17 protein-coding genes and 1 pseudogene are annotated in these 17,334 nt (G+C 45.4%); 8 read left to right on the forward strand and 10 right to left on the reverse strand.

What is annotated here, in order from left to right; translation table 11 throughout:
- Positions 1–268: 268 nt before the first annotated feature.
- Positions 269–1,450, reverse strand: a complete 1,182-nt coding sequence (locus tag N4J56_RS08645) for a homospermidine biosynthesis protein (RefSeq protein ID WP_106218468.1) — start codon at positions 1,448–1,450, stop codon at positions 269–271.
- Positions 1,451–1,586: 136 nt separating this feature from the next.
- On the reverse strand, positions 1,587–2,114 hold the full coding sequence (locus N4J56_RS08650; protein ID WP_317106087.1) for an O-acetyl-ADP-ribose deacetylase: 528 nt from the start codon (positions 2,112–2,114) through the stop codon (positions 1,587–1,589).
- A gap of 101 nt (positions 2,115–2,215) precedes the next feature.
- On the opposite strand from N4J56_RS08650, the gene N4J56_RS08655 reads away from it, so the two are divergent.
- The 3 genes from N4J56_RS08655 (at position 2,216) to N4J56_RS08665 (ending at position 5,218) form a co-directional block, all read left to right on the forward strand.
- Positions 2,216–3,520: a glutamate-5-semialdehyde dehydrogenase gene (locus N4J56_RS08655; RefSeq protein ID WP_317106088.1), complete on the forward strand. Its 1,305-nt coding sequence runs from the start codon at positions 2,216–2,218 to the stop codon at positions 3,518–3,520.
- Positions 3,521–3,604: 84 nt separating this feature from the next.
- A complete protein-coding gene (locus N4J56_RS08660; protein WP_106218471.1) occupies positions 3,605–4,102 on the forward strand; it encodes a DUF427 domain-containing protein in 498 nt (165 codons plus the stop codon).
- A gap of 720 nt (positions 4,103–4,822) precedes the next feature.
- Positions 4,823–5,218 carry a calcium-binding protein gene (locus N4J56_RS08665; protein WP_317106089.1) on the forward strand — a complete coding sequence of 132 codons (396 nt, stop codon included), beginning with the start codon at positions 4,823–4,825 and terminating at the stop codon, positions 5,216–5,218.
- 68 nt (positions 5,219–5,286) lie between these two features.
- On the opposite strand, the gene N4J56_RS08670 is transcribed toward N4J56_RS08665, so the two are convergent.
- Positions 5,287–5,586, reverse strand: coding sequence for a DUF4090 family protein (locus N4J56_RS08670; RefSeq protein WP_317106090.1), 300 nt, complete (start codon positions 5,584–5,586; stop codon positions 5,287–5,289).
- 22 nt (positions 5,587–5,608) lie between these two features.
- Between N4J56_RS08670 and N4J56_RS08675 the strand changes: the two genes are divergently transcribed.
- A complete protein-coding gene (locus tag N4J56_RS08675; RefSeq protein WP_317106091.1) occupies positions 5,609–6,178 on the forward strand; it encodes a hypothetical protein in 570 nt (189 codons plus the stop codon).
- 96 nt (positions 6,179–6,274) lie between these two features.
- Here N4J56_RS08675 and N4J56_RS08680 read toward each other — a convergent pair whose 3' ends face one another.
- From N4J56_RS08680 to N4J56_RS08690, 3 genes are all read right to left on the reverse strand, one after another.
- Positions 6,275–6,538 (reverse strand): hypothetical protein, encoded by a 264-nt coding sequence (locus N4J56_RS08680; protein ID WP_317106092.1) that lies wholly within the window; start codon positions 6,536–6,538, stop codon positions 6,275–6,277.
- A gap of 69 nt (positions 6,539–6,607) precedes the next feature.
- Positions 6,608–9,790 (reverse strand): phosphoenolpyruvate carboxylase, encoded by a 3,183-nt coding sequence (locus N4J56_RS08685; RefSeq protein WP_317106093.1) that lies wholly within the window; start codon positions 9,788–9,790, stop codon positions 6,608–6,610.
- Between the two features lie 124 nt (positions 9,791–9,914).
- Positions 9,915–10,160 (reverse strand): hypothetical protein, encoded by a 246-nt coding sequence (locus N4J56_RS08690; protein WP_317106094.1) that lies wholly within the window; start codon positions 10,158–10,160, stop codon positions 9,915–9,917.
- 480 nt (positions 10,161–10,640) lie between these two features.
- Between N4J56_RS08690 and psbA the strand changes: the two are divergent.
- From psbA to glgB, 4 genes and pseudogenes are all read left to right on the forward strand, one after another.
- Positions 10,641–11,701, forward strand: a pseudogene (gene psbA, locus N4J56_RS08695) (photosystem II q(b) protein).
- A gap of 237 nt (positions 11,702–11,938) precedes the next feature.
- Positions 11,939–12,073, forward strand: a complete 135-nt coding sequence (locus tag N4J56_RS08700) for a hypothetical protein (RefSeq protein WP_317106095.1) — start codon at positions 11,939–11,941, stop codon at positions 12,071–12,073.
- The gene (locus tag N4J56_RS08705; RefSeq protein WP_317106096.1) at positions 12,055–12,252 is read left to right on the forward strand and encodes a hypothetical protein; all 198 of its coding nucleotides are present in this window, start codon (positions 12,055–12,057) and stop codon (positions 12,250–12,252) included. The genes N4J56_RS08700 and N4J56_RS08705 overlap by 19 nt, the downstream gene beginning before the upstream one ends.
- A gap of 243 nt (positions 12,253–12,495) precedes the next feature.
- Positions 12,496–14,784, forward strand: a complete 2,289-nt coding sequence (gene glgB, locus N4J56_RS08710) for a 1,4-alpha-glucan branching enzyme (protein ID WP_410500456.1) — start codon at positions 12,496–12,498, stop codon at positions 14,782–14,784.
- An 86-nt stretch (positions 14,785–14,870) separates the two neighbouring features.
- Here the strand turns inward: glgB and N4J56_RS08715 are convergent, their stop codons facing one another.
- From N4J56_RS08715 to hpsB, 4 genes are all read right to left on the reverse strand, one after another.
- Positions 14,871–15,467, reverse strand: coding sequence for a prepilin-type N-terminal cleavage/methylation domain-containing protein (locus tag N4J56_RS08715; protein ID WP_317106098.1), 597 nt, complete (start codon positions 15,465–15,467; stop codon positions 14,871–14,873).
- Positions 15,468–15,487: 20 nt separating this feature from the next.
- On the reverse strand, positions 15,488–15,844 hold the full coding sequence (locus N4J56_RS08720) for a hypothetical protein (protein ID WP_317106099.1): 357 nt from the start codon (positions 15,842–15,844) through the stop codon (positions 15,488–15,490).
- A 168-nt stretch (positions 15,845–16,012) separates the two neighbouring features.
- A complete protein-coding gene (locus N4J56_RS08725) occupies positions 16,013–16,510 on the reverse strand; it encodes a prepilin-type N-terminal cleavage/methylation domain-containing protein (protein ID WP_317106100.1) in 498 nt (165 codons plus the stop codon).
- 99 nt (positions 16,511–16,609) lie between these two features.
- Entirely contained in the window at positions 16,610–17,323 is a 714-nt protein-coding gene (gene hpsB / locus N4J56_RS08730; RefSeq protein ID WP_317106101.1) for a hormogonium polysaccharide secretion pseudopilin HpsB, read from the reverse strand.
- Positions 17,324–17,334: the final 11 nt, after the last annotated feature.

The following is a 17,334-nucleotide window of genomic DNA, read 5'->3' on the forward strand; positions in this document are numbered from 1 at the left end:
AGAAAGTTCTCACATTCATCTAATACTGGTAGCAACAGGGATGAAATTTAATTGCAACTGATTTATATAGAAATCTATAAAACTACTCAACCGCGCCGCTTTGCATCTTAAACAATCAAAGTGACAATCTTGTAACAAGAAGAAGATTTAATAATTGGCGATCGAGGTATTATTTAATACTCAAATAATATTATTTTTTGAATTCATCTATCCGATGATAGATAAGATTTTCTAGTAAGGTAGGCATTGCCTACCTTACTTTTGAATTTCACGAAGAATGTTGTGGAATTACTCTTCCACAGGGATAAGTCGCAATCGGTTGTTCTGTAGCAGCATCAGCCACCGCAGCCGGAATCTTATCTGTAGGTTGAGTTTTAGCAGCTAAGTAATCGGTGCGGAGTTGTTCTAGGATCTGTTCGCGGCGATCGTATAGGCGTTTCAGGGGACGCTGGGGACACTGGTTGAGAACGTATGCGGTAACGAGGGGAAGGGCGATCGTGCTGTCGGTATAACAGACAACTGTACTGGGAAGTTCTTCAGGATCGATTTTTCCCCAACTGACAGCTTCGCTGGGGGTAGCTCCAGATAAACCGCCAGTATCGGGACGCGCATCGGTAAACTGGATAAAGTAATCGTGTCCCCGTTCTTCCAACCCTAGTACTTCGTGAAGTTGGGGTTGGGTTTGCAGTAAGAAGTTTTTGGGACTACCACCACCAAGGATTAACGCCGCGCTTTTCCCTTCAGATTCTCTAGCAGAATAGGCGATCGCAGCTGTCTCATTCACATCCAGCGACGGATCGAGAATTAATTTTGAGCCTTCCAAAGCCAAAGCTGCAACGTTCATGCCAATTGAACTATCTCCAGGCGAAGAAGTATAGATCGGTACGCCACATTCATAAGCCGTCGCCAGTAAACAAGAATGCTTTACCCCAACTTGCTTTTCAACTTCACGGATGTATTTACCCAGCAAGTAGTGGAATTCTGCCGTTCCCATGCGTTTTTGGAAAGGTTCCGCTTGAAGAATCTTACGAATGAAAGCATCCGTTTCCAGCAGCACGTCATAACCGAACATAATGTCATAAATGCGAATCGTGCCTTCCTGACGCAATTTCACATCGTCTACAAACGGATTACCCTTATACAGTTCAAAACCTAACCCATAGTGCATGTCGTGATAGAGATTCGCGCCAGTACTGATCGCCCAGTCGATAAAACCATGTCGAATTAGAGGCGCTAAGGCAGAAACTCCGTATCCAGCAGGGGTCATTGCTCCCGATAGGCTCAAGCCTACAGTGACACCCTCGCGAAACACTTCTCGACTCAACAACTGGCAGATTTCCCGCAATCTTGCTGAGTTATATGCCGTAAAGTAATTATCGATCAGATCCACGACGCTAACATCTGCCGTCATAGGCGCGGGATCGATTTTGTTGCTGGGCAGTTTTGACATGATTTCACTCCAATTTCAAGGGACAAGAAAGAAGTCTAGAAGTCAAAAGTCGAAAGTCAAAAGTTAGAAGTTAAAAGTCAGAAGTCAAAAGTCAAAGTTTACCACTAACTACTCTTCGCTGATAACTGGTCACTGGTCACTGGTCACTGGTCACTGATTGATGCAATGCCTTAAGAAAGCGATCGCATGTCGATTGACTAAAACAAACAAGAATTACTTGCGAGATCGAATCATTGGTAGAAAAAAAAGCCTGAACTTCGCTCACAGCAATTTGTGCGGCGCGATCGATAGGAAAGCGATACACACCCGTGCTGATAGCGGGAAAAGCAATGGTTTTAATTTCATGTTGCACTGCTAAAGTCAAGCTACTACGATAACAACTTGCTAAAAGTTTATCCTCACCGCGATCGCCGCCTTCCCAAACTGGACCAACAGTATGAATCACCCACTTGGCGGGTAAGTTATACCCTTGAGTAATTTTAGCTGCACCTGTGGCACACCCCCTTAACTGACGACATTCTGCTAACAACTGGGAGCCAGCCGCGCGATGAATTGCCCCATCTACACCGCCACCACCCAACAGTGAATTATTTGCAGCATTGACGATCGCATCCACCTGCAACTGAGTAATGTCACCTTGAATCACCGTAATTTTGTCTAGCATTACCAATTACCCATTACCCATTACCCATTACCAATTTATTTCAACATCAAACAGCACCCAGATTTTGTTACACTTTGGCTGGATATCTTTGAGATCGATTCATGACTGCCACCCAGATCGAATCCCATTCCCTCAGTGCGATCGCCCGCCAGACTCGCGATGCAGCGCGTCAACTTGCAGTCTTATCTACCGAAGCGAAAAATCGAGCAATTGAAGCGATCGCGCAATCGTTAGAAGCCCAAGCTGAGGAAATTTTGGCAGCAAATGCGGCTGATTGCAAAGTAGCTGAAGCGGAAGGAATTGCCAAACCACTGTACAATCGCCTCAAATTGGATGCAACTAAACTCAAAGATGCGATCGCGGGGGTGCGAGATGTGGGTAAATTACCCGATCCCGTCGGTGCAGTGCAGATTCATCGCGAACTGGATACAGGATTAATTCTTCAGCGCGTTGCTTGTCCTCTGGGAGTATTAGGTGTCATCTTTGAAGCTAGACCCGATGCAGCGATTCAAATCTCCCTATTGGCAATCAAATCAGGAAATGGTGTCATCCTCAAAGGTGGTAAGGAAGCCGTGCGATCTTGCGAGGCGATCGTCAAAGCGATCCACCACGGACTTTCTCAAACAGAAATTAACCCAGCCGTAGTCCAATTGCTGACAACGCGAGAAGAGACAATGGCGCTGTTGCGATTAGATGAATATGTCGATCTGATTATTCCAAGGGGTTCTAACTCTTTCGTGCGCTTCGTACAAGAAAATACCCGCATTCCTGTTTTAGGTCATGCAGATGGTATCTGTCACGCTTACATAGATAAAGCAGCTGATATTGCCAAGGCAGTAGAGATTACTGTTGATGCCAAAACCCATTATCCCGCTGCTTGCAATGCCATAGAAACTCTATTAGTACATCAATATATTGCCCCTGAATTTCTACCGTTAGTTGCCCGTGCGTTACAAGAACGTCAGGTAGAATTGCGCGGTGACGATCGCACTCGCAAAATTCTCGATGTAGCCGCAGCGACAGAAACAGATTGGACGACGGAATACAGCGATTTGATTTTGTCAATAATGGTGGTAGATTCTCTAGAAGAAGCGATCGCCCACATCAATACTTATGGATCGCGTCATACAGAGGCGATCGTCACTGAAGAGCCGACAACGGCAAAAACATTTTTAGTCCGAGTCGATGCAGCAGGAGTTTATCATAACTGTTCGACTCGCTTTGCTGATGGCTTCCGTTACGGCTTTGGTGCAGAAGTTGGCATCAGCACCCACAAATTACCACCCCGTGGTCCTGTTGGTTTAGAAGGATTAGTTACATATAAATACCAGCTTACAGGCGACGGACACATCGCTGCTACCTACACGGGGACGAATGCTAAATCTTTCACTCACAAAGATTTATAGCGATTTTCATTTAATTGCGACTAGTAGGGGCGCAAATTGTGCGCCCCTACAGACAAACTATCCATTACCTAAAAAAACTAGCATATGGCGCATCCTCAACGCATTCAACCTGCTGCTGGTCAAGAATCAGTCTGGGATTACCCCAGACCTCCTCGATTGGAGGATGTTAACAAGCAGATTCAAATTATTTTCAATGGCGTAGAAATTGCCAATACTCGCCATGCCAAGCGCGTACTCGAAACCAGCCATCCCCCGGTTTACTATATCCCTCCTAGCGATATTAAAATGGAGTACCTCGTCAGAACACCCAATTCGAGTTTTTGCGAATGGAAAGGTCGAGCGGGATATTACACTATTGTTGTCGGCGACAAACAGGCTGAGAATGTAGCTTGGTTTTATCCCGACCCAACGCCAAGTTTTGCCTCAATTAAGGATTATGTAGCTTTTTATGCCCATGTCATGGATGCTTGCTATGTCGATGGGGAAAAAGTACAGCCTCAACCAGGTAACTTTTATGGCGGCTGGATTACGAACGATATTGTGGGACCATTTAAAGGCGTTCCTGGTAGTTGGGGTTGGTAACAACACAATATCAATACTTTCAGCCAACAGCTAGTCCGATTATACTCAACTGATACTCAAACCAGCTTTTACCAGCTTTATTCTCTTTCATCTATTTCGCGCATTACCTCTCGGTGGAACCAAATGTATCAGCATACACCGCGTGGCGTGCAGTACGCACACATCTTTGACAGAGCATCTTTGCGTAATTCTCTTCAGACCGTTCGTGCTTGGGAGCCTGAACGTGCAATAGTTGCTCACAGCCCCTGGTTGTGTGTAGAGGGAAAGGAACAGGTTACAAACTTCTTAGAATCAGCTTTCGACTGGCTTGCTCCGCAGTCTCCTATTGTTGAAGGCGTGATGGCTATGGCGCGGTTTTCAACACTTCTATTAGTTATCCTGCCAGTTCACGCACTAATTGTGTTGACTGCCGATATCATCTATCCACGACTGATAAAACAGGATAGGAGTAAATAAACTCTTCTTACCGATACCCAGTTGTGCAGCAGCCTAACGTTATCGTTCTGGCGAATATTTTTAATTCGATCGCCCTCTTAGAAATGAGTTGCAAAACTGTTGACGCGATCGCAACTTAAGGTAAAGTTAAATTTATCTTTCTCCAGTAATTTCTACACTTGGCGCTTTAAAATTTTTAACCTCATTGTCTAGCTAGTATTGCTAGCATCTAAAATGTTTGTGCTTGGTAATGTTCACGCTCAGCCCATTGTGGTGAGGTTTCCTATGTCCGAGTTGGAAATCGACGCAAGCAGAGAAGAAAGAATCGACATGGAAGTTGTCGTTGATGCTTATGACGAAGAGGAGCGGCGACTAGGTTGGTATTACTATCTCGATAACAAAGTTAATTTTCCTTTCAACGCCATTTGGATTTCAGAAGAGCGTCCGATTGATTCGGAAGATGAAATAGAAATCGAAGGTGAAGAAGTCGAAGTTATCGGAATGGCATCAGAAGAAGAATGCCAAGACGATATGTATGTAGAAATTGTTTATCAAGAAGAAGGTACGGAAGATACTTTTGCCGTACCTTTATATGATGTCGTACCAATGGAAGTTGATGACGACACGTTAGAAGCGATCGAAGATTGGTACTATTGGGTCGAGCGCGGCTATGAGTGGTAATTGAGGGAGTAGGGAGTAGGGAGTAGGGGAAGAAAATAGTTTTAAACTCTCCTTGTCCCCCTTGTCCCCTATTTATTCCCGTAATAAAAAGCGACTTCCTTATCCTTAAGAGGAGCAAAACCAGCGTCGAGTAACATTTGGTTGAGTTCCGCTTGGGGGATGTGCTTCGCACCGATGCGCACGATCCGCGATCGCATCGTATTTGACACGCCACTGCGCTGTCTTCCTGCTTCTAGCGCCATGACTTGATGGTAAAGTTCCAACTTGACGGGAGGAATTGGGGAGCCATCTAAATCGATCCCATCCGCGATCGCGCGATCGACAGCATCCGCTCCCAAAGTGTTATCTAGTGACGTTTCCGTAGACATGGCTATATGAGAAGATCTACGGATGCATTCTACCAAGAGAGATTGGCAAAATCAAAACAAAAAGCATCGACAGAAGTTTTTCTATTACAAATGGAAAAAATCTGCTCGGTTGTGCGTGAAGCGAAGCTATCCCGACGGGAATCGCCTACTTGTCACTCTCAACATTTTCGATCTAACCTCAAGCCAGCCACTCACAAGCGCCACTATGTCAGACTCTCTCAAACCCAACTCCAACGACCGTTCGTTGCAAAGAGCATTTACTAACAGGATTGTAGACGAGTATTTTGACCATACTGAAAGTTGGTTACGGGCAATCTTGCGCATGTCTGTCTTTTCTCTGACTTACATTGATGGACACTCAGCCATGCTAATTGAATGCCCCAACCAGGCTGTAGCTAGGCGGCTCAGTCGCAAAACAACCCCTCTACAACAAGTAGTATCTTACATCAGTAGCAGCTACCCATATAGCCACCGCGTCTTGATTTGCTACCAAGAAGCAGAACAGTTGAGCTGGCGCTGTTTTGACACGAATACCAATACGTGGAAGAGTTGGGAGAGCTTGCAAACACCTACTGCAACCAGCGACCAGTGAACAGTTATCAGTTGTCGTCGGGGCGGGTTTAGCAAGCAGATTCACGGGCTTTAGCCATAATTTTCGCTTCATACCCACCCGTACAGTTATCAGTTGTCAGTTGTCAGTAGCCCCTCGTTGTGTTGCTAAACCAGCCAGTAACGCACCTACCACTTCGCCAACCCAAAATCCAGTCGTACTACCTTGCCAGAGCGCTCCCGGTATCACCCAAGCTTGACAAATTTCCTTGCCTCCCCACTGGAATTGTTGACAGTTTTGCTGGTGTACCCATGCACTAATTTGCCCACCTGCGATCGCACCAAAACATCCCGCTGTTAACGCTACAAAGGTGCAAATCAACATTCTTTTTTTGTTTGTCATCAGTCATTGATAAAAAAGTAGTGGTTAGTACATAAAACACTTCTGACTTCTGACTTCTAACTTCGGATACTAGCCAGTATTCCTCATCCCAGCCGCGATTCCATTGATAGTTAACAATGCACCGCGCAATAATTCGCCTTTGCTATGGCGAGAATCGATGATACCTGTCGTACTCGGGTTGCTGTATTGCCGCAGTCGCTTCAGCAATGAGACCTGTAAAAATCCTAACGGTACAATCGTCGCGCTTCGCAATTGTACGGACTGCTGTAGGACTGGATCGCCATCGAGCAGGCGTTTATGACCTGTAATACTCAGTACTAAGTCAGTTGTAAGGTGAAACTCTTGCAAAATTTGCTCGAATAGCCGCTCAAATCGTTCTAAGTCTTGGGGTTTCGATAACTCCTTGACGTAGTGATGAGCGATTTGCATGTCTACTTTTGCCAGAGTCATCTCTACTTTAGAAATTGCCATTTTGAAGAAGGGCCACTTCATGTAGAAATAACGTAACAATTTGAGGTGTTCCTCGGGTTCCTCGTTTAAAAATTCCTGCAAAGCCGCACCGACACCATACCAAGCAGGTAAGAGAAAACGGCTTTGCGTCCAACTAAACACCCAAGGAATTGCCCGCAAACCACTTAAATCTTTTTTTCCGCCTTGTCGCCGGGCGGGGCGAGAGCTGATTTGCAGCTGGCTGATCTCATCAATCGGAGTCACTTGGTGGAAAAAATCAATGAAATCTGGTTGCTCGTAGATCAGGGCGCGATAATGTTGCCGCGATCGCGCTGCTAGCTCTTCTAATATTTCATTCCACGGTTGAATATTATCAAATCCCGTGCGTAACAAGCTAGCCTGAATCACGGCAGTCGAAATTGTTTCCAAATTGTAAAGCGCCAACTCTGGCAGCGAGTATTTAGAGGCTAAAACTTCACCCTGTTCGGTAATCTTAATTCTGCCATTAATACTATGTCCGGGTTGAGCCAAAATTGCCTCGTATGCAGGACCACCACCGCGTCCTACTGAGCCACCGCGTCCGTGAAAAATTCTCAAATCGACTCCATGCTGTTCGGCAACTTGTTGGAGTGCTTTTTGCGCTTTGTGAATTTCCCAATTGCTGCTGAGAAACCCAGAATCCTTGTTGCTATCCGAGTAACCCAACATCACCTCTTGTAAGTGAGGAGTGAGTGATACGTGATGCGTAGTGAGTGGTGCGTGAACAATGGGTGTAGAGTTTGTGTGATTCTCTCCCCCAGCTCCCTCAGCTCTCTTCCCCGGCTCCCGACTCCCGTACGGGCGGGTTTCTAAACCCGCCTCTACCGACTCCCCTTTTATCGCTTCATACCCTCCTGCCAACAAAGCGCGATAAAACGTCAGTTCGAATAGCTGTTGCATGATGCTGGGGGCGCGTTGCAAGTCCTCTACCGTCTCAAATAAAGGTACGACTTGGATCGTGCCGATTCCTGTTGCTGGATCGTAAAGTCCAGCTTCTTTAGCTAGTAATAGCACCTCTAGCAAATCGCTCAGATCGCGGCTCATGCTGATAATGTAACTCTGGCAAACCTGCACGCCAAACTCTTGCTGTAACAAACGCACGACGCGCAAAGTTTCGATCGCTTCGTTGGTTTTTTCACTAAAAGGTAGTTCGGCGGGAATCAACGGACGACGAGTCTGCAATTCTCCCGACAACCACTTGACTCTTTCTGCTTCTGACAATTCGTTATATGACTGAGGCAGAATTTGTAGATATTCCAACACTTCATTAAAAGCATGGGCGTGGCGAGAAGATTCTTGGCGAATATCGAGGTGAGCTAGGTTAAAGTCATAAATTTCCACCTGGCAGATCAGACTGTCCAGTTCTCGGCAGTTTAAGCCTGTCTCTGACAGGTTGCGTTGAATTAGTCGTAATTCCGCGAGAAAGTCAAGCCCAGATTTATAGACTGCCGTAGTAACGTTTTCTTCTTGAATTTCTTGCTTGCGCAGATTCTTGTTGTACAGGCGCGCGTTACGCTCGAATGTATTTTCTAGTCGCTTCAAAATGTAGGCAAGCTTGAGCCGATACGGTTCTTGACGATACCGCAGGGCAAGTGCTTCATACACTTCGTTCATCTGCAACCGATCCTGCTCCAGAGATTCTAATAAATCTGGCAGGACATCGCTCCAGTGCAGCGATATGCTCAATAAGTTCGTCAGTCGCTTGACTGAATGAATGTATTTTTCCAATACCAACTGGCGCTGATAGCAAGCTGTTTGCCACGTAACTTGAGGTGTCACTGAGGGGTTACCATCCCGATCCGATCCTACCCAGGAACCAAATTTGCAAAAGTTATTACTAGGCGGACGCAAGCGGGGAAAGGCAGCTGCCAGAGCGTGTTTAAATCTGTGGTTCAGCAGGGGAATTTGCTCGAACAAAACTTCTTTGAAGTAGTGCAGGGCGTACTCTACCTCATCTAACACTGCTGGCTTAAACTGGTGTAACTCGTCAGTGCGCCACCAGAGGCGAATTTCTTCTGTTAGTTGTTCCCGCAGGGCTTCTGCTTCCCAAGGATTAGCACCTTCAATACTGCCCGTACTTTCCTCAATCCGATCGAGCTGTTGCAGTAGCTTGGCTAAGCGTCTTTGCTTATCGCGAATTGTAGAGCGGACGATCTCGGTTGGATGTGCCGTGAAGACTAATCTGACATCTAACTGGTCGATCAACCGTTGGATGTGTTGCGGCGGTACGTTCATCTGCCGTAGATGGGGAAACAAGGTGTGGAAAGTCCCTTGTTTTTGCTGCTGCTGGGTAGCGTGCCAGTTTTTTTCTAATAGCTCTACGCCAGGATCTCGATTTACATCTGCTGTTGGATGTCCGTTAATTGTGGAGGTGGTTTGTGGCGTTTGATGTAACTGCTTAGCTGCTTTTTGATGCAAAGCGCGACTGATACTCAGCTGTTGGCGTTGCTCGTAGTGCTGCTCGACAATGTTAATCAACTGGAAATAGAGTGCAAAGGCACGCGCAGCGCGAATTGCTTCGTTCAATTCTAACTGAGAGATTAATTGAACGACTTCCGATATTTGCTCGTCGATTGCTTGTCCTTCTGACGAGCATAAATCGCGTAATTGCGCCAAGAGATTGACTAATTCTTGACCGCATTCTTGTTTCAGAACAGACTCCCACAACTCCTCTACTGTTTGCAGGCGCTGCCTCAAGAACAAATCAAAGGGAGAGGTGCTGATAGTCAAAGCTTCATCATGGGAGTGGAGGAGCGAAGTCATAGGGTCTGTTCGAGTAGAGCCAGGAACAATTAATAATTGTAGAGTTGAATGCTGTCCTAATTCGTTGTCGAAGCGACAATCTTTATCTTTAATCGAAATCCTGACGAATTAGGCACGATGCAAATTATGCGTCACTAGGTTCTGATGTTGTCTCTGTTTCGGGAAATGGCAAAACTGGCAAGCGATCGCCACGAAATACTTCTTCACTGGCTTGCCCAATAGCTGTTACTGCCTGAGCTACAGCTTTACCTCCAACTAGCTCCAGTAGTAGAGAGCTAGTACCAAGCTGCAATATGACATTGTTGGGAATTGAAAAAAATAATACTTTTACGCCTGCGGTTTCTTTGAGGTTGGAATTGGAAGTAGGCATCTAAACCTCGATTGGAGTGAGTCTTTACCTCTATTTTAGGAGGCGCGATCGCGAAAATTACGACTGTTTAAGCCCCTTGCTAGGGCTGCTGAAATCTAATTTTTTTCATCTCCCTTTAGAAATATACCTCATTACATTTAAATATTTCCCCACTGAGGATTTTTCAAATTTATACTACTTTGAACCAACTATTTACCTACCAATTCTGCTTGACAAAGCAGTGACTGCGCTCATTTCAGTTGCTGCGATCGCTACAGATTTATTGCGAATATTACCTACAGACAGATATTTTTCCTCTTTAAGTATAACTTTTTTTTTTTTTTATATATGTCTCGCTTTAACATTACTTAATAGAATTAGCAATATGTGAAATTTTTGCTGAAGTTGTGTAAAGATATATTTACAGGCAACCAAGTACGGAGCCTGATTCATACCAAGACAAGCAACATTACTGTTGTTTAATTAGCAATACATAGAACCATGACAACCACATTACAAAGACGCGAAAGCGCTTCCTTGTGGGAACAGTTTTGTAACTGGGTAGCCAGCACGGAAAACCGCCTGTATATTGGCTGGTTCGGCGTGTTGATGATCCCCACCTTACTAGCTGCAACCACCTGCTTCATCGTCGCCTTCATCGCCGCACCCCGGTAGACATCGACGGGATCCGCGAACCAGTAGCAGGTTCCTTAATTTACGGCAACAACATCATCTCTGGTGCAGTTGTGCCTTCATCCAACGCCATCGGCTTGCACTTCTACCCAATTTGGGAAGCAGCATCATTAGACGAATGGCTGTACAACGGTGGACCTTACCAATTGGTAATTTTCCACTTTTTAATCGGTGTATTCTGCTACATGGGACGTGAGTGGGAACTATCCTACCGTCTAGGAATGCGTCCTTGGATCTGCGTAGCATACTCTGCACCAGTAGCAGCAGCAACCGCAGTCTTCTTAATCTACCCAATCGGACAAGGTTCTTTCTCAGACGGGATGCCTTTGGGCATTTCGGGAACATTCAACTTCATGTTAGTGTTCCAAGCCGAACATAACATCCTAATGCACCCCTTCCACCAATTAGGTGTAGCTGGTGTGTTCGGTGGAGCGCTGTTCAGCGCGATGCACGGTTCTTTGGTGACTTCCTCCTTGGTACGTGAAACTACCGAAACCGAATCTCAGAACTACGGTTACAAATTCGGACAAGAAGAAGAAACCTACAACATCGTTGCCGCACACGGTTACTTCGGTCGTTTGATCTTCCAATACGCTTCGTTCAACAACAGCCGCGCGCTGCACTTCTTCCTCGCAGCATGGCCCGTGATCGGGATTTGGTTCACCTCCTTGGGCATCAGCACCATGGCGTTCAACCTCAACGGCTTCAACTTCAACCAGTCGGTGGTTGACTCTCAAGGACATGCGATTGGCACATGGGCAGACATCCTCAACCGCGCTAACCTGGGTATGGAAGTGATGCACGAGCGCAACGCTCACAACTTCCCCCTCGACTTAGCAGCAGTGGAAGCTCCTTCCCTTAATGGCTAATTCGCGCTTCTAACTCATAAGCGCCTCCCTAGAAAGGGGGCGCTTTTTGCGTTACATATGCTCTCTTACCACATGAGTAATCAGTACCTACATATGTAGTGCTTAGGTGTAGTGCTTAGGAGGGCAGACAAAATGCTATAAATACTCTGGTAGCAGTTTAGGGAGAAAGAGAGAGTATGGGGCTTTTGCCAGCTGGCAAACGTCAGGAAATAACCCACTTTCAAACTCAATTTTTAGGTGTTGGCATCGTGTTTTTACAATCTCTGCGATCGCCCAATCTGCCTTAGCTTTACCACCCCAGAAGATACACCAGAAGAAGTCTTGCGGACGGAAATCTTTCACAGCGATCGCCTGTGGATGGCAAATCTCTAACTGCTGCTGAATACGCTCAATTACAAGCTAAATTACAAACTCGTCCCGCACCACCCACATTGAACTCTCAAGTCCGAGAAATCGTTTTTCTACTCCAACTGCGAAAGGCAATTCGTACTTTTTACCTTTTTGCCTATTTGAGGGAACAGGGTGTGGGGTGTGGGGGGTGTGGGGTGTAGGGTGTGGGGTGTAAGAATTTTGAATTTTGAATTGTTTTGCTCCCCTAGCTCCTCCAGCTCCCTCTGCTCCTCTGCTTCCTTGTCTCCTCTCCCCTAACTCCCCAAAGTCTTACCTATGGTTGAGACAAAATCAGACTAAATACCGTTGCTTTGCTTGCTCATTTGCAAATAAATGTAAAGAATGTGTATAAGTATGACGAGAGGAGTTTACTAAATTTATTCCAGGTAGGTAGCTGCATGTCTATGACCACCATTGCACCAGAACAGGTAGATCGAATTATTTGGAACCAGCATCAAGATCCTTTTGAAGTGCTAGGCGCTCATTCCGTGGAACAGGAAGGCAAAACCGTCTGGGCAGTGCGAGCATACTTACCAAATGCGAGTGCGGCGTGGGTGGTACTGCCAGAGGAAAGAAAAGAATTTCCGATGGAGACCGTGCATCATCCTCACTTTTTTGAATGCACGCTCGATCTTCCCGAATTGGCAAACTATCAGTTGCGGATTTTGGAGGGAGAACACGAGCGTGTGATTTATGACCCCTACGCCTTTCGCTCTCCCCGGTTGACAGATTTTGACCTGCATCTATTTGCGGAAGGCAATCACCACCGCATTTATGAAAAACTAGGAGCGCACTCAACAGAAATTAACGGTGTCCAAGGCGTTTATTTCGCTGTTTGGGCTCCGAACGCGCGCAACGTGTCAGTTATTGGAGATTTTAATCATTGGGACGGACGCAAGCACCAGATGCGCAAAGGTGCTACAGGAGTTTGGGAAATATTTATTCCCGAACTCAAAGTCGGCGATCGCTATAAATATGAAATAAAAAATAACAATGGTCACATCTACGAAAAGTCTGACCCTTATGGCTATCAGCAAGAACCCCGACCCAAAACCGCATCCATTGTCACAGACTTAGATGCTTATGAATGGAGCGATTTGGCATGGATGGAAAAACGCCGCCATACCGACCCCCTAACGCAGCCAATTTCTGTTTATGAAGTCCATCTCGGTTCGTGGCTGCACGCCTCCTCTGCCGAACCTCCCAAGTTGCCTAATGGGGAGACAGAACCCGTCGTCATTGTCTCGGAACTCAAACCGGGGGCGCGTTTTCTCACCTACCGAGAACTTGGCGATCGCCTAATTCCCTACGTGAAAGATTTAGGATACACCCATATTGAATTATTACCAATTGCAGAGCATCCCTTTGATGGCTCTTGGGGATATCAAGTTACTGGTTATTATGCTTGTACGTCCCGCTATGGCACGCCAGAAGACTTTATGTATTTCGTTGACCAATGCCACCAAAACGGTATTGGGGTAATTGTTGATTGGGTTCCAGGTCATTTTCCTAAAGATGGACACGGGTTAGCATTCTTTGATGGGACTCACCTCTACGAACACGCCGATCCGCGCAAGGGAGAACACAAAGAATGGGGAACTTTAGTATTCAACTACAGCCGCAACGAAGTGAGAAACTTCTTGGTTGCCAACGCCTTGTTCTGGTTTGATAAGTATCACATCGACGGAATTCGGGTAGATGCCGTTGCCTCAATGCTTTACCTGAACTATTGCCGCAAAGAAGGGGAATGGTTGCCAAATCAATATGGTGGCACGGAAAATTTAGAGGCAGCAGAGTTCCTGCGGCAAACAAATCACGTTATTTTTAGTTATTTTCCTGGCATCGTCTCCATCGCGGAAGAATCTACCGCTTGGCCTATGGTATCTTGGCCTACGTATATGGGCGGATTAGGCTTTAATCTCAAGTGGAACATGGGTTGGATGCACGATATGCTGGATTACTTCAGCATGGACCCTTGGTTCCGCCAGTTCCACCAAAATAACGTCACTTTCAGCATGTGGTATCACCACAGCGAAAATTACATGTTGGCTCTATCCCACGATGAAGTTGTACATGGCAAAAGTAACATCATCGGCAAAATGCCAGGGGATAGGTGGCAGAAATTCGCCAACGTCCGCTGCTTGTTTACCTTCATGTTCGTTCACCCCGGCAAAAAAACCATGTTTATGAGCATGGAGTTTGGACAGTGGAGCGAGTGGAACGTCTGGGGTGACTTAGAGTGGCAGTTGTTGCAATATGAATCACACCAACAGCTCAAGCAGTTTTTCAAAGATCTAAACCACACATATCGCTCTGAACCAGCTTTGTACAGCCAGGATTTTGCTGAAGCGGGGTTTGAGTGGATCGATTGCAGCGACAATCGCCATAGCGTAGTTGCGTTAATTCGTCGCGCCAAAGATTCAGAGGATTTTGCGATCGCAGTTTGTAACTTTACTCCTCAACCGCATTCCCACTATCGAATCGGCGTACCCGAACCAGGATTTTACCAAGAATTATTTAATAGCGATTCCCGCGAGTACGGCGGTAGCAACATGGGTAACTTAGGGGGCAAATGGACGGATGAATGGCAATACCACAATCATCCATACTCTATCGATCTGTGTTTGCCTCCCTTAGGCGTGCTGATTTTGAAGCTAAATCGGGAAAAAACAGCAGAGGCGATGAGTAAGTAAGTCAAAAGTCAAAAGTCAAAAGTCAAAACTAATAACAACTAACCATCGATTATCGCAAATGACAAATGACAATTGACAAATGACGTTTAATTTAGACAATTTTCATCGCTAGCGGATCGGATTGCGCCCAGGAGAGTGGAGACTTTAACACAACTCCAGCGCTGTCCGCCGTTACGAGTAGCGATCGCAATTTTTCCTAACGGACTATTTGCTTCTCCGCGATAGTTAAATTGCATTCGCCATAAATTATGAGTTGGATCGAATTCTAAAGTCGTGCCATCGGGATCGTTGGCATTCACGATTGGATCGACGATGCGAACCGCTGCATCTAAGTTTTGCCAAGTTACAGTAGTCGGGTTTGTACTTGCTGGCAGAACGATCCACTGTGCTACGCCGTTATTTTCACGAAAGCTGACTTGCCATATCACTTTATCTCGCCTAGCATTACTTTGTGCTGCCTGTAAAGAGCGCAAAATTTGGTCTTGAGCAACACTCAAACGGCGACCGTCAACAAAAGCCACCCAACTAGGAGCCGCGATCGCACTTAAAACTCCGATAATAACGACTACAACGATGAGTTCGATCAGGGTAAATCCGGCGTTAGATGTTTTATAGTTGTATTTAACTTGCCAGGGTCGGGAGCCGGGAATCGGGAGTCGGGAGTCGGAAAAGAGTTTTTTCATCTCTGTTAATAGCAGCTTATTTAAAATTTAGAGCTAGTCGTACCACGGCTTTTTACTTGGATGTTTAAACTAGGAAAATAAGCAGCCTGACTGTCACTATAAACAGCATTTTGCTCCAAACGCATTAACGCACTTCCTCTCAAATAAACTTGAGCTAAATTGCGCGATGCATCTACACAGGCATAAAAACTATTTATTTGTAAAGGATTAGCAAGTTGAGTATTAGCAGGAACGAGTTGAGCTGCAGAAGAAATATTTTGACAATCTAACGGTTTTGGCGTGCGATCGCTCGGACTTGGATCGACATAATCTACTAATACTTCAATGGGATTTTCTTGAGGATTGTAAGCTGTCTCTGCCTTTTGCCAAGCATTCATTTTCTCCTTAAGAGTTCCCGCCTGAGAAAGATTGAATAATTGAAAACCCGGAGCGGGATTTGTCAGATAATTACGCGAATTATTAGAATCTCTAATTCCATCTTGTAGTTCGAGTCTACCAATTCTGGCTGCTCCAGACCAAGCAGGATTATTCTCTTTAATTAAGTATTAAACAATTAAAGAATAAACAAAATAATCTCTTTGACTACAGGCATCAGTTCTAGGTAACTTAGTCAAGCATCCAACAGTAGTTGTATTTCCATCTATCGTAATAACAGGACGATCTTGTGCTAAAAAAGTAGGCTTCCAAAATACAAGTACGGGAACTTTATCTACTTCTCTAGCATGAGGCAATTGGTCGGCGATCGCCTGCAAACCTTCAGCATCATAAATATAAATAGCTTCTTGTAAATCCCTAGAAATATAATCAAGTGCCAACTGTACCTCTTGCTCGCTACTAGACTTCGCCTGTTCTCTCCGCTCGGAAGTCAACATATTCGTCATAAAAGATAACAGCGAACTCAAAACAATCGAAGAAATAACAATCGACACCAACAGCTCAATCAAAGTAAAACCATTACAACCCAATCCTCTTCTTCTCTTTTCTTTTCTTTCTTTGCGCCTCTGCGTCTTTGCGTGACAAAAATCAAAAAAATCATGACTCATAAAAATTTTTAACCTTATTATCAATAGTACGGGCGGGTTTACCAGAAATATTTGTGGGAAGCAGAGATACTTCGTGAACCCGTCCCTACAACTTTTGGCTCACTCACACCCAAGGCGATCGCAAAAATCATTTATACTCGACTCATTTGCAGCAATTTCTGTAGCTGTTTCTACTAATGGTGTTTTGAAATTACCCAAGCCTCCCGAAAAAGTCAACTGCGTCCTTTGAGTATTAGCATCACTCGCGACCAAAGGTGACAGATCGCTAAAACCAGCAGCACGATAAACCCGAAGCCCCAATATATAAGCTTTATCCATAGATTGAGCCTCAGAACTGGCGCTGCGAAAAGCCTGAATCACCAAATCTTGTCCGCTATCGCTACTACAACCGCCACCATCTAAATCGAAACAATATAAACTCGATGTTGTATTGTTCCAGCAATAAGGATTACTAACTGAAACATTCGTACAACGCAAACCACCAGAAGTAGAAGGAGGAGCTGTAGCAACAAATTGTTCGCGTTGAGAATTAAAATTTTTGTTACTATCGACTTCATTTAAAACAACTATATGCTGTGGAGGTGCAATCGTTCCCGCCTTAACTCCAGCAATATAAGTTTTTGTTGCTTGAGTTGCCAATTCTATTCGCCTTGCTTGCAGCCGATTACCAACAGCAAGGACAAAAACAGGCGCGATCGCAGTCATCAAAATTGATAGGATGGCGATCGCGATTAAAGCTTCGAGGATGGTAAAGCCTGATGAAGCGGGAGTCGGTAGGGGCGGGTTTAGCAAATAGATTGACAACTGAGGCATTAGATCTTTGG

It is taken from the genome of Chroococcidiopsis sp. SAG 2025, from assembly GCF_032860985.1.
Classification (GTDB): Bacteria; Cyanobacteriota; Cyanobacteriia; order Cyanobacteriales; family Chroococcidiopsidaceae; genus Chroococcidiopsis.